The sequence below is a fragment of the Acinetobacter sp. B51(2017) genome, from assembly GCF_003711395.1.
Classification (GTDB): domain Bacteria; phylum Pseudomonadota; class Gammaproteobacteria; order Pseudomonadales; family Moraxellaceae; genus Acinetobacter.
This window is the reverse complement of record NZ_PJRJ01000026.1, coordinates 1-13,190: the sequence shown is the minus strand read 5'-3', so window position 1 is coordinate 13,190 and position 13,190 is coordinate 1. Positions and strand designations below refer to the sequence as shown.

Below are 13,190 nucleotides of genomic sequence, written 5' to 3'. Positions count from 1 at the left end.
ATAGGAGCGAACATGTCGAACAAGTTAAAAGATTTTCGAAAGAAAGTACGTGTGGTTTTTGAAGAGTTTGAACGAATTCTATATCGAGTACTTCTAGTTGTTTATTTATTAACAAGTGGAAGTACTGGACACTCTTCAGATATTCATAACCAAGATATTCAAGAGAAAGTAGTTGCTCAGGCAACTAATTCTTAAAAGCAATGCAATTAACTATTGTATTTCTAATCCCCCTAAATTCCCCTTTGAAAAAGGGGGACTTTTTCTGACTCAGATTGAGTGCGTGAAAGCCCCTCCTTTTTAAAGGAGGGGTTTGGGGAGGATTAGAATTTCAAAACAACAAAAGGAAATTTTCATGGAACCAATCACCCCAAACTATATGTTAGGACTTGCTGCCCTGATTATTTCCTTTGTGGTTTTGTTTTACGTACCTGTAGCTTATTTTTTGATTAAAGTCCGAAAAAATAAGAAAGTTAAGTAAGGAATTAACTTTTTAATGCTGAACTTATCTATAAAAATTATCACTTTTTAGCCCCCTTAATTTTTTACCTAAATACGAACTCTCCCTCTATAGGTAGAGGCGAGATTGCGCACATCTACCCAATATAAATCAATGATTTTTTTACAATTATTATTCACAATAAAAACATAGATCTAAATAATCTTCGAGCATTTTTTAGCCTTAATACACACTTTTGGACTATCAAATTTAACCCTTTCTGACTACAATACGCGGCAAATTTCAAAACTTTTCTATAAGCCTTAATTCCCAGCACCCTTTCTCATGATTGATTTAATCTTTCCATTAAAGAAAGCATATCAATCAAGAAAAAATCACATTGCTGAAAAATATTAGGCGTATAGTAATGACATCTTCTTTGTTGATGATGTCTAAACCAGATATAAAGCAACGAAGAGAAACACTATGTCTATCCTAAGTTGGGACGATTTCGAAGATGATTCGCAAAAACCGACTGCACCTGAACAGCAGCCTGCGCCCGTCGAACCGCAAAAAGCGACTAATCCGCAAGTGGTATCTGATGCAAAGCAACCACAGACGCATGTGGCAGCTCCACAACCCGCTACAACCTATAGCGGAGCCGCAGCAGATTCAACCGATCCACTGGCAAGAGCATCTCACGCCCTAAATAGCTTAGATGCAGCACCAGGTCTTGAAGAACTTGAGATGGGTGCACAGCGTGTACAAGTTGATGACAAAGCCATGATCAACTGCCGTGCTGACTTAAACCAACTTGTACCATTTAAGTACGAGTGGGCGTGGCAAAAATATCTAGACGGTTGTGCGAACCACTGGATGCCACAAGAAGTCAACATGAACCACGACATCGCATTGTGGAAATCTGAAGATGGCTTAACAGAAGACGAACGTACCATTGTAATGCGTTCACTTGGTTTCTTCTCAACTGCCGATTCATTGGTGGCTAACAACTTAGTCCTTGCGATCTACCGTCACATTACCAACCCTGAATGCCGTCAATACTTATTGCGTCAAGCATTTGAAGAAGCAATTCATACTCATGCTTACCAATACTGTATCGAATCTTTAGGTATGGACGAAGGCGAAGTCTTTAACATGTACCGCGAAGTGCCATCTGTTGCGCGTAAAGCGGCATGGGGTCTTAAATATACCCAGTCTTTAAGTGATCCTACTTTTAAAACAGGTACACCTGAAAACGACCAAATCTTGCTACGCAACTTGATCGCGTTCTACTGTGTCTTAGAAGGTATCTTCTTCTACTGTGGTTTCTCACAAATCTTGTCGATGGGTCGTCGTAACAAGATGAATGGTGTTGCTGAGCAATTCCAATACATCTTACGTGATGAATCAATGCACTTGAACTTTGGTATCGACATGATTAACCAAATCAAGAACGAGAACCCAGGTTTATGGACAGCTGAATTCCAACAAGAAATCATTCAAATGATTCTTGAAGGTACCATGCTTGAAATCGAATATGCTAAAGATACGATGCCACGCGGCGTACTTGGCATGAACGCGGCAATGATGGAAGAATATTTGAAGTTCATCTGTAACCGTCGTTTAAACCAATTAGGTTTACCTGAACAATTTGCTGGCGTGAATAACCCATTCCAGTGGATGTCAGAAATGATGGACTTACGTAAAGAGAAAAACTTCTTTGAAACTCGCGTAACCGACTACCAAACTGGTGGTGCGTTAAGCTGGTAAGATTTTTTTCGTCCGTCACGCGACACATAAGTTGTCATTTGCGACACATAAAATGTCATTGCGCGACACATAAGTTGTCATTGAGAACCCGCCATTTATAGCGGGTTTTTCTTTAATCTAAATTGAATTTTAGTAACATGAGTTAATTTAATTTAACTATTTGATCATCCTTCCAAATATAAACTTGTTTATGTAAGTGTTGATTAGTTCTGAAATATTCATGTATCTCTTCATTCCCTTTATAGTTTTGTCCTCTTTCTCCCCATAATATCCATACAAATGTTTGTCCAGTTTCTATAAGGTATTTTTGGAAAAGATCTTTTCTTAAATATGATAAATTACCTTTCAAATTCTCATCAGAAGATTTCAATGTTTTAAAAATAGAGGCTACCCCATCAAAATCATATAAGTCTGAATCACCATTATGGTATTTTAGATCTAATCTCTGACATAATTCAGGATTCGGAAAGTCTATTCCCCCTGCTTGATTCAAAGAACTGTGATAAGACTCCCAAGAATAAGATTGCACAGGAACTTCTATTAAAAAACTGGATGCATCCCATTCATCAAAATTTACCCGACTACTTACATTATGATTCAGTTCTAAAAATGTATTTCCTAAAACCATTTCGCCTGCATATTTATAATGGTTTTCAGGAATTTGCGGCAATGCATTATTACCAAGATAATCCTTATTACAAACAAATTCACTTATTGTAGAAACATATTCATTTGCGACAAAAAAACCTCTCATGAATGTAAATATTTCACGATAATCCGTTTTTGAGTCCTCTTGTAGAAATCCATTCAGTAAAATCCAGCTATCACTTTGGGTAAACTGCTGCGTCTCTAAAAGATCCAAGTAATTAGGGGTTGGTCCATTTAAAATCCATTCACCGATATGATTTGGAGAATCAATAAATATTTCTGTAAGTTTAGGGCTCCAAGAATTATCAACTTTAGGAAAAGTTGGATCTATACTTACATCACTGCATCTTTCATTAACACGCCAATCATCTAAAAGTTCTCTATCAGCCTTCCATCCATACATTTCATAGAAAGCAATCCAGCTATATTTTTTTCCATATCTATCTATTTTCACATCACGATCATAATAAGAACTCGAACTTATATCTCGATCAATCTCTTGAAATTTTTCAGGTTCATATCCAAGCTGAATCATTCTTTTTAAAATAGTTCTTCTTGTTTGAATATAATCAGGATGTGAATCATCGTAATTACGTCTATCAGGAATTAATCTCCCAATAGTGTAATTATTAAAGTCCATTTGAAGGGCTGCTTTCTTGACTTCAATTATTCTCTCATCACTTATATCAGGTAGACTATTGAACAGATCAGGTAAATGTTTATAAGGCTTTTGACAATAACCCAAATATTCTTGACTGATAAAATTCTGATTTACTGTTAAAGCATAATTAATAGTGCCTAGTAAATATTCTCTCAGAATTGTATGCGTAGTAGAGTATTGGGCATTAGGTATAAAACAATTTTCTATAATTTGTTGGGCGAAACTACAAACATTACTATTTATTTTTTCTGCATCAATAAAATCAGCACTCAAAATAGCCCCATACGCTGCAGCAAAAGTTCTTTCTGGCACGTATGGATCCGTAATATCTAATGAATTAATTGCAATCTCAAATAATGTTTTTGGATCTTTTTTCGCATATGTAGAAAGTACTTTTGTTGCTTGATCTCTTAAATCTCTATGGTTAGTTGTTAGTAACCATTGAACCCATATAACTCGACCCTTTTCATTAGTTCCAATTTGTATTTCAGCCCATCTTTTCTCGAGGAGCTCTAGGTCATTTTTAAGTTCTCTAGAATTTTTTCTTATCCATTCAGACCATGTTAAATCACGATATGTATTTCCCATAGCTCTTAAAGCTTTATCTAAAAAGTTTGCATCAAATGGATGAGCATATGCTGACCGAGTAGTTTTCAGCTTTTTAAATGCTTGAGAAGCAAATTGCTCTGAGGATAATAAATAGTTCTGAAATTCTTGAATGGTTTCCCTATTGATAAGACTTGCTTGCTCTTGAGTTGTTTGTAAAAGAGCACGTTCTTTAAAATCACCTTCTAACAATTGCCAAAGATGTTTTCTCACATAATATTTAGGATATAGACCAACTAATGAGTTAAAAACATCATAAGCCAAGGTATTTGAATGTGGTTGACTATACTGAATTTTATGAATATTTTTCCTAATCCAACTATTGAAATCACCTTTCAAAAGGTATTCAGCTATTTTAAACCCAGCCATTAAATCATAAGAAAAACCTATCTCATGATTACCATTTTGTGATCTATACTTTAATAATATACCCTCGGATTCAAGGCTTTTTATTAAGCTGCTTCCTGACCTCACGACTTCATTAGCAATACTACGAGCCTGATTAAAATCTAATGTCCTACGATTTTCTGTCCATAACACTTCAGCAATTTTCAATAAGGTATCTTCAATATCTTCATGATATAACCTTTGATTTGACGGAGATAAATCTACAATATGATCAATTGCTTTTTCAAAGTATTTCTCAAATATAGCAACTTGAGAACGGGGTAATGCTTCTACACCTACAACTATTCTTCTTTCTGAATTTGCTGATTCACAGTAAAGTCTTAATGTTAAAGGATGTGAAAGTAGTTCGATTGGTATATCTGCATCTAAAGCATCTATTTTGTAATGTTCAAAATAACAATGTATCGCCGCAATTGGATCATCTACAAACCCATTCAACTCAAAAGTTGGAATTGTTTCTGGAATACAATCTTTATAAAATTCCCCTCTTAAAGTTAGCACTAGTAATATATTTGGATAGTTTTCTAGTAATGCATTTGCTTTAGCTACTTCATTTCTCCAATTTCTTGGGTCTTCAGATTCACTTAGCCCATCAATTACAATTGGAATACGTTTACAAAGGCGTTGACCTGCTGCATCTACTGCTTCTAAAAGATCCTCAAATGTATTAATAGGTCGTCCATATATCTTAAAACTTTTGACTAAATGATCTAAATTTTCGCCTGCATTTAAATCTTTTCCTAAAAAAAGAACTCCAGCATTAATGCCATCTCTTGGTCTACATATTTCTAAAGCAAGATCTGTTTTACCATCGCCAGCCTTACCAACGATAGTAATGACCTTGGCATTTAAAGCATTCCTTACCTTTTTTATTTCTTCTGAAAAAGCATAAAAATCTGCTAACAAATTTGCTGCAAACATAGCAGTATGGCTTCTGTTAGCTCGTAATCGAGCTATCGTTTTCCTATATTTAGACCAATCACAACTTAAATCTTCAACCAAAAGCTCTTTTGCTTTTTCAAAATTTCCTGCTGCCAACTCTGAAAATAAAGAATTTAAAAAACTACTCAATCTTTCCCCATCAGCTATAAAATCGGGCAAGGTGGTTTTGACATAGCTATCCTCAAGATTAACTGCATCTTTGACTATTTTTAAATTATTGCCTATAGATTTCTCAAGGCTATCTAGTGATTCCCAAGAAGCGTGCCTTCCTAAACATTTCTCAATTATCTTTTCAGCTTTAACTGTTTGGTGCACTTCAGGTTGAAACTTCTTACTATGAGTAGATGCTATGATTTGGTAATGTTGATTTAATACTTGTTCATCAATCACCAACTCACCAAAATAAGCCTCTCGCAAAGCTAATGCTGGCCCAACCAATAAACTCTCAATGTCATCACAAGTTTGAAGATGTAGTTTAAATGGATAATCAGCTTGTAATCCATAAAACCACTTTTGATCGCCCTCTGTAAGAATATATTTAGTCCATAAAACCCAATCCGTTAAATGAGGTAAATATTTCTTAGATTTAGTAAGTCCATCAATAATTTTGTCTTTTCTAGTTGTTCCTATTGCTCGTGCTCTAGGTAGGTCATACCATTTACATTGCCATCCATACCATCGTGTAGAGCCTCCTAAAGCACAGTCTTGGTCTAACTTTAGATGGAACTCAACCCCAGCCTGATTAGCAAGCTCTTTAAAAGAACCATATTGACCATAGTGTCTTCTTATTAATGATCTACAAAGCTTTTCAAAATTTACGTCAGCTGCACCAGATAAATTTTCAAATTTACTCCAATCAAGTTGAGACATTCTATTTTCCCTCAACTTTCTCAGGATTCTCAGGATTCTCAGGATTCTCAGGATTCTCAGGATTCTCAGGATTCTCAGGATTCTCAGGATTCTCAGGATTCTCAGGATTCTCAGGATTCTCAGGATTCTCAGGATTCTCAGGATTCTCAGGATAAAAATGCTTGGAGTAAACTTCTACTTTTGCACCAGCATCCACAAAAATTTTAATAAATGCGGATATATCAATCTCATCCGTATCAATCGTTATCTTATTTTCATCTCGCTCTAAATAATAATCAGAATTAAATTGGTCTATTTCTAATGGAGATAAATGATTAACTTGCTGTTCTTGAAGAGCCTCTAAGACTTCTTTAGAAAATTTATGATTTTCTGGAGATTCACCAGATAAGTAATATTCCTCATGTTCAGAAGCTTTTTTCAACTTTGCAACAAGCTTTTCTATATTTTCAGCATCTTTAGCCTGAACAAATGAGCCTATTAATACCAAATTCATAGAATGTTCTGATCCATAACTATTCCAAATTTTCATACTTTCCCCTTACTTACATTCTTTTAATAACTGAAGCGCTTCTAAAATGCTTTTGTCACCAATTTGCTGACCAATATTTGAATATGAACTACCTTTAATAAATCCTAGGGCATCTATATGAGCATAAGCATTAAGCCCAGTTTCCATCGAAAGCGGATTACATATAAAATTTGATTCAAGCCCAATATCACTTATAGTTAAACGAGTTTCCCCTCTATAGCTTTCTATCCAGTACTTCAGCTTTTCATAGGAATCTCTTGATAAACCTTTGACGTTTTTAGTGGCTTGCTGGGGTAAAAGTAGTACTTCGGATATATCAAACATCTTTGCAACTTCTGCAACCTGATCAAGGTCCTGTATTGTTGAATCATTAACTACAACATTAAAACCTAAAGAGGTAATTTGCCTTGTTCTTTCAATACGCTCTAGCAATTTACTAAATTTTCGACCACGGAATCTTTCATAAGTAGCCCCTACACCATCAATACTTATTCTTATGAAATGCACATTACCTTTAAGATCAGCCAATAATGTATCAGTTAAGCGATGACCATGAGTAGTGAATGTTACAGCTAGATCTGTCTCGTTAGCTGTAAATTCACATATATCAGAGAACTTAGGATATAAAGTAGGTTCCCCTCCTCCAAACCCCACTCCAAGAGAGCCAAACTGGTCGAATTCCTTTATCCATTTTGTTAAGCTTTGAAAGTCAAGACTCGCTTTATTTTTTGGTGCATAACAAAACTCACACTGCAAATCACAAACATTAGTAAGTGCTATAGAGACCTGTCTTGGGGCTAAAGACCATTCAGATTGAGGTAAAGAGCATTCATTTATTAAAATATTATTGCCTGAAGTTCGGTCAAAAAAAAGGATTCCATCTGGCCCAATTCTTTTTTTCATTACAAATAAATCAATCGGTTAAGAAAATATATTCTAACCTTAAAATTTAAATTGATTTATAAAAACTGTTATTTCAATATCTAAAGTTTTAAGCCAGTCGCATAACTCAATGATATCTAACCTTCTTTCTAAAATTTCAACTTTAGATACATAAGACTGTGGCTTATTAAAAGACGAGCAAGCTGTAACTGAGTCACATTTCAATTGTCACTTAAAGGCAAGTATGAGGTTATTGAAGCAAGTGAATCATAAGCGTATTTATCGCATCATGAAGCAGATGTATTAAAAAAACCATTTTCTTTAGGAATATCGGCAAGACTCATCGAACGTCATAAATACCCAAAACTGTTGGATGTAATAGGTAATTTAATTTTAAGGTAGTAAATCTTTGGCACTAATTTTCAACACAAAAGCAATTTCATAAATTTTTTCAACAGTGATATTAACCTCGCCACGTTCAATACGTCCCATATAACTACGATCTATCCCACATTGAAGAGCAAGAGATTCCTGAGTTAATTTTTGTTGTGTTCGTCTATTGCGGATTAATTGACCGATTGCTGCTGATAATTCTGACATTTGTAACTAATTGCTCAAAAACAGAAATATCACCAATTGAGGACTATATATCCACGGACTATAATCCTCTTTTTTATCAAAAAGATTTAATAGCTATGTTTCAATTTTATCTTCCACATGCAGAAAAGTTTGAAAAAGTTTTTCTTCAAAATGAAATCCATGAGTGGGAAGCGAAAATGTTTTTAAAAAACATTAAAAATCTTAAAGGAAAAAATTCTACCATTCATGCATCGCATATATATGCATCTTTAAGAACATTATTGCGTCATGGATTCTTGAGTTTTAAAAGGTCAGAAAGTAACAGTCGTATATTTCTTTATAGTGAAACTGAAAAACTGAAACAGAATAGAAATCATTTTTTAAATAGCCGCTTAAAAAAGGTTATAGAGCTTGAAAAAAGTTTAATAAACAAAAACATAATTAGCTTAAATACTCAAAAAGAGTACTTGCATGAACTCTTATTAAAATATCCTGAACTTAATTCAGAATTTATAAATTTAGATCAAAAAATTGATTTAGAAGGAGAAGAAAAAAGAGAAAAATTAAATATTTTAGATAATTTTTTAAAAATATTATGAAAATAAAAAGATAATATTTTTAAAAATATTTACTTAAAAAACAATAAATTAATTAAAAAAAATAACTTGATTTAATTTTTTTTTGAAACTAAATTTCCTCCTATATCTTACAAATTTCAACGCTATGGCTAAATCTATTGAGCAAGTTAAAACAGAATTTCAAAAGAAAGGAATATCCTTTGCGGATTGGGCTAAGGAGAATAACTTTTCAACAGAATTGGTATATAGAGTCTTGAAAATGAATAGACTTCCTATTCGAGGAGAGAGTCACAAAATCGCAGTTAAATTAGGAATTAAAGATGATTGATAGTTGTGTGAAATTATTAATACGTCTTTTTCATGAACCACCAAATTTCTCATACTCAGAAATACTCTTGGAGTAATTATGAAAAACTAGAGAAAAATTCAATAAAAAACGGACCCTAAAAGGATCCGTTGGTGACTTTATATAGAAGAATATAAAGACGTGAGAATCATAGTATCTTCTCTATATCGTCACCAGTCAAGTAAGTGCTATTCGATCGCAATAGTACAGATTAGCTCATTCTCAAATGTCTATTGAGAATAGAATTACTTATGGATGAACAGATATGTCTTATAAAACAGTTTTTTCAAAAACTGATATTCAAACCAATATCTTGGAACAAATTAGGATTGCCTTTGAATCAACAGCAAATGTAGCAGCTACACTTCATGGGCAACGTAAAATCCACCAAGGAGCATTTGGTCGTCGAACCTCTCTCTTCCCTAGTGAAAAGTGTTGTGGAGCAATACCATTAGAAAGCCGACTTGAACTTGCTCATGCACTCTCGTTAGAACAAGATCCAAATATCTTAAACTATCGCTCACAAGCATTAAAAATTTTACTGATCAATGAACAGTATTGTTTTCCAGATTTTTTAGTTCAAACCCAAAAAGGTGATTATGAAGTTCACGAAGTCAAACCATCCATAGCATCATTATCAACTGATGACTTAAACCGCTTTGCAATACTTTCCGATCTACTCCACTCAATTGATATTACTTTTAAGTTAATAGATCACAGAAATTTACCCAATGAATCAGAGATTTCTCAGTTGCTTTATTGGTATCAAAGAGGACATCAATACAACTGGAATACTTTCGAAATTAATTACGCTTTAGACCAGTTAAAGCTCAAAGAATTTGATAACTCAACGCAAGCCTATAAAACACTTGAATCAATTGGTCTTAAACAAGAACTAGCAGATTATCTATTTTTTCATCAAAGAATAAAGATTGGCGGAGTCAAAAAAGAAATAAGAGAGGCACATTAACATGAATAATGCTCTTTTTATTCCACAGCCAGGTTTTCGTTTTTATTTTAAAGAACATCCTGATTATATTTTTGAAATCGGTTCTGTAACCTATAACGCTATACGGTATGCAGCTATTGCGGGGGGGAAATCATTTTCGATATCCCCGAATGAATTTGAAAGCCGGTATACATCAGGTGAAATTTTATGTGTCTTCGCACCAGATAAACTGATGATTAACCCCAAACATAGTATTGAGATTCATCGAAGAGAACGTTATGTAATAAGCGCCTTGCAGCTATTAGAATACCCAACGAGTGACAATTTACTTTCAAAATTAATACCCCAAATATCTGCTGAAATCCAAGACCCCAACCCACCTTCTAGTCGCACTGTTGCGAGATGGATAACTCAATATAAGTTTGCTTTGGATAATAAGCTCAGCTTAAAACATACATCGAAAGGCAATTTTAATTTGCGGTTCAGTCCAGAAATTTATCAAATTCTAAATCAAGCTATTAATGAGGTATATCTAAAACCAGAATACAGAAGTAGTAAAGATGTTCAAGCCCATATGCTTGGTCAGTTCATAGAGAGAGGCATCCCATTAGACAATTTACCAACACGCAGATGTATTCAACGATATATCAAGAAATTAGATCCATTTATTGAACTGAAAGTAAAAAAAGGCTCTCGAATAGCAAAGAAAAAATTTCAAGCAGCGGGTAAAAGTATTATTAGTCCTTTTGCTATGTACATGGTCGAAATTGATACGCACTATCTCGACATTATTGTTATAGACCCAAAAACAAAAACTGCTTTAGGGCGGCCTTTTCTAGCATGTGCAATTGATGTTTACTCAAGAACAATTGTTGGGTCTTATATCAATATGTACCCACCTAGTGCTGCAACAACATTAGAAGTAATTAAAGACATGATTACTCGGCCGAACCAAAAGCTACCAGGAGGAATTCCAAGCATCATCATTCCAGATAATGGTGTGGAATTTAAAAATAATGCTCTCGCAAGAGTTTGTGAACAACTGAAAATTACTCTAACTCCTTCTCAAGTTGGTACGCCTAATAACAAACCGCATATTGAACGTTTTTTTAGCACGCTGACACATGGGATTCTTCAAAAGCTGCCTGGTACAACCTTCTCAAACCCAACAGAAAGAGGTGAATACAATTCCAGTAAAAATGCACAATTAACTTTGGAGCAACTAAGAGAATATATAAGCAGATGGATTAATGAAGTCTATCACCAATCTATCCATCACACGACAGGACGCTCACCCATCATCATGTGGCAAGATGCTATTGAAGATATTCAGCCTAGTTTTCTAACAGAAATAGATGCCAAAATTCTCTGTCGCAGGCCTATTGAAAGAAGCATTAATCACGGTCAAGTCCGAGTGGACGGTATCATTTATTTTTCTCATGCACTTACTACTTTACAAGCAAAAGGCATAAAAACCGTTACTGTGCTTATTGATGACTTAAATTTGAATGAAGTTTTTATCATTGATCCCGACAATAAAGATGTCGTCATTCAAGCAGACTCAACTAATCAAGACTATACATTTGGATTGACTCGTGTAACCCATTTAGAGGTTCAAAAACTCAAGAAAAATCAGTCACAATTAGATAGAAAAAAGATCGGTTCAATGTCCGATTTATATTATTTATACAAACTTATGCACGAAATTCAAACCAATCTTGTGAGAAAAAAGCCAAGGTTAAAACCACTTACACTAGAGCTTCCCAAGCAGCTACAAAGAGTTGAAGAACAACTTCTTTCGAAGGAAAAGGCTATTTCTGAACAATCTGTTTCCACTATAAATACACCTACTTCAATTGATCAGTTTGGTTCTTTGGAGGTATTGAAACATGGAAAAATTTGACAACCGATTTGAACAGATTCGATCTATTAACAATATTGTCATTACTTCAAATGAATTTATGGCAGCTTTTACTGGTATACAAGATTGTGTCAAAAGAAGTATTTCTTATAGTGAACCAGTTGGAAGCATGCTGCTGGCAGAAGGAGGATTAGGAAAAACAACTTTGTGCAAAGCAATCTTAAGCTTGATGCCACGTTCAGAAAAAACTGAAAAGTATCATAAAAAATCTATCATCCCAGCATGTTATGTAGAAGTACCCTCACCTGCCACAGTGAAATCATTAGCCATAATGATACTCAAAGAACTTGGGGATATCACTTGTGAAAATGGATATGGTACGACTGAATACTTAACAAGTAGGCTTATTCATTTACTTGCCCAATGTGAAACCAAGCTTATATTTTTAGATGAGTTTCATCATTTATTTGAGCGTAAACCTACGTCGACGAGAATGAATCGAACTACAGGCAATTGGATTAAAACCTTAGTGAATAGAACGGGAATCAGTTTTTGTTTAGTTGGTTTACCTGAGTTTGTACCACTACTTCAAATTGATAGCCAAATTGCACGCAGATTTCCATTCATCTACCAGCTAAACCCATTAACTGTTGATCCATCACAGGGTGGAAGTATGTTTGCATTTCTTGCCGAAGTTTCAAGAATTCTCGATAGGCAAAATATCACCTTCATGCCAGCATTAAATAGCCAACTGGTAGGCATGCAAATTCAATTAGCAACGAAAGGTTATCACTCATACATTATGAGCCTTATTAGAGAAAGTATTACGCATGCTTTAAACGATGGTCGGCAGGTTATTAACTCTAATGATTTCAGTTATGCCTGGAAATTAGGTATCACGATATACATTAGCAAACAAAGTAAAAATCCCTTCGAAATGAATATGTCTCAAATTATTTCACTCATGAAATAAATATAATTATGCAAAATACTCTTTTTGATCCTAGACAGTATCGTGGACAACAAATCCCTCTAAATTCTTAAAATATTTCTGTTCAAAGGCTTCTGGGCTTAACCAGCCGTTTGCGGAATGCCTTCTGACCCGATTGTAATAAATCTCAATAT

Annotated in this window: 12 protein-coding genes and 1 pseudogene; 8 read left to right on the top strand and 5 right to left on the bottom strand. The window is 34.4% G+C overall.

Annotation, left to right across the window (positions count from 1 at the left end):
- Positions 1-12: 12 nt before the first annotated feature.
- The 3 genes from CYK47_RS11725 to CYK47_RS11720 all read left to right on the top strand — a co-directional run bounded on the left by CYK47_RS11725 (position 13) and on the right by CYK47_RS11720 (position 2,206).
- On the top strand, positions 13-195 hold the full coding sequence (locus tag CYK47_RS11725; RefSeq protein WP_122901982.1) for a hypothetical protein: 183 nt from the start codon (positions 13-15) through the stop codon (positions 193-195).
- 157 nt (positions 196-352) lie between these two features.
- Positions 353-478, top strand: a complete 126-nt coding sequence (locus tag CYK47_RS15780; protein ID WP_286206919.1) for a hypothetical protein — start codon at positions 353-355, stop codon at positions 476-478.
- Between the two features lie 444 nt (positions 479-922).
- Entirely contained in the window at positions 923-2,206 is a 1,284-nt protein-coding gene (locus CYK47_RS11720) for a ribonucleotide-diphosphate reductase subunit beta (RefSeq protein WP_122901980.1), read from the top strand.
- Between the two features lie 142 nt (positions 2,207-2,348).
- Here CYK47_RS11720 and CYK47_RS11715 read toward each other — a convergent pair whose 3' ends face one another.
- From CYK47_RS11715 to CYK47_RS11695, 4 genes are all read right to left on the bottom strand, one after another.
- Positions 2,349-6,341, bottom strand: coding sequence for an NACHT domain-containing protein (locus CYK47_RS11715; RefSeq protein ID WP_122901978.1), 3,993 nt, complete (start codon positions 6,339-6,341; stop codon positions 2,349-2,351).
- 1 nt (position 6,342) lies between these two features.
- Positions 6,343-6,870: a DUF6375 family protein gene (locus tag CYK47_RS11710; RefSeq protein WP_252150276.1), complete on the bottom strand. Its 528-nt coding sequence runs from the start codon at positions 6,868-6,870 to the stop codon at positions 6,343-6,345.
- A gap of 9 nt (positions 6,871-6,879) precedes the next feature.
- Complete coding sequence (locus tag CYK47_RS11705) at positions 6,880-7,773, bottom strand: radical SAM protein (protein WP_122901976.1); 894 nt, start codon at positions 7,771-7,773, stop codon at positions 6,880-6,882.
- Positions 7,774-8,145: 372 nt separating this feature from the next.
- Complete coding sequence (locus CYK47_RS11695; protein ID WP_122901974.1) at positions 8,146-8,352, bottom strand: helix-turn-helix domain-containing protein; 207 nt, start codon at positions 8,350-8,352, stop codon at positions 8,146-8,148.
- A 95-nt stretch (positions 8,353-8,447) separates the two neighbouring features.
- Here CYK47_RS11695 and CYK47_RS11690 point away from each other — a divergent pair, with 95 nt between their 5' ends.
- The 5 genes from CYK47_RS11690 (at position 8,448) to CYK47_RS11670 (ending at position 13,038) form a co-directional block, all read left to right on the top strand.
- The gene (locus CYK47_RS11690; RefSeq protein ID WP_122901972.1) at positions 8,448-8,930 is read left to right on the top strand and encodes a hypothetical protein; all 483 of its coding nucleotides are present in this window, start codon (positions 8,448-8,450) and stop codon (positions 8,928-8,930) included.
- A gap of 124 nt (positions 8,931-9,054) precedes the next feature.
- Entirely contained in the window at positions 9,055-9,237 is a 183-nt protein-coding gene (locus CYK47_RS11685) for a DNA-binding protein (RefSeq protein WP_122901969.1), read from the top strand.
- 283 nt (positions 9,238-9,520) lie between these two features.
- Positions 9,521-10,225 carry a hypothetical protein gene (locus CYK47_RS11680; RefSeq protein WP_122901967.1) on the top strand — a complete coding sequence of 235 codons (705 nt, stop codon included), beginning with the start codon at positions 9,521-9,523 and terminating at the stop codon, positions 10,223-10,225.
- Between the two features lies 1 nt (position 10,226).
- A complete protein-coding gene (locus CYK47_RS11675) occupies positions 10,227-12,107 on the top strand; it encodes a TnsB C-terminal domain-containing protein (protein WP_122901965.1) in 1,881 nt (626 codons plus the stop codon).
- Positions 12,094-13,038 (top strand): TniB family NTP-binding protein, encoded by a 945-nt coding sequence (locus CYK47_RS11670; RefSeq protein WP_122901963.1) that lies wholly within the window; start codon positions 12,094-12,096, stop codon positions 13,036-13,038. The genes CYK47_RS11675 and CYK47_RS11670 overlap by 14 nt, the downstream gene beginning before the upstream one ends.
- A gap of 30 nt (positions 13,039-13,068) precedes the next feature.
- Here the strand turns inward: CYK47_RS11670 and CYK47_RS11665 are convergent.
- Positions 13,069-13,190: pseudogene (locus CYK47_RS11665) on the bottom strand (IS3 family transposase); the annotation flags it as partial.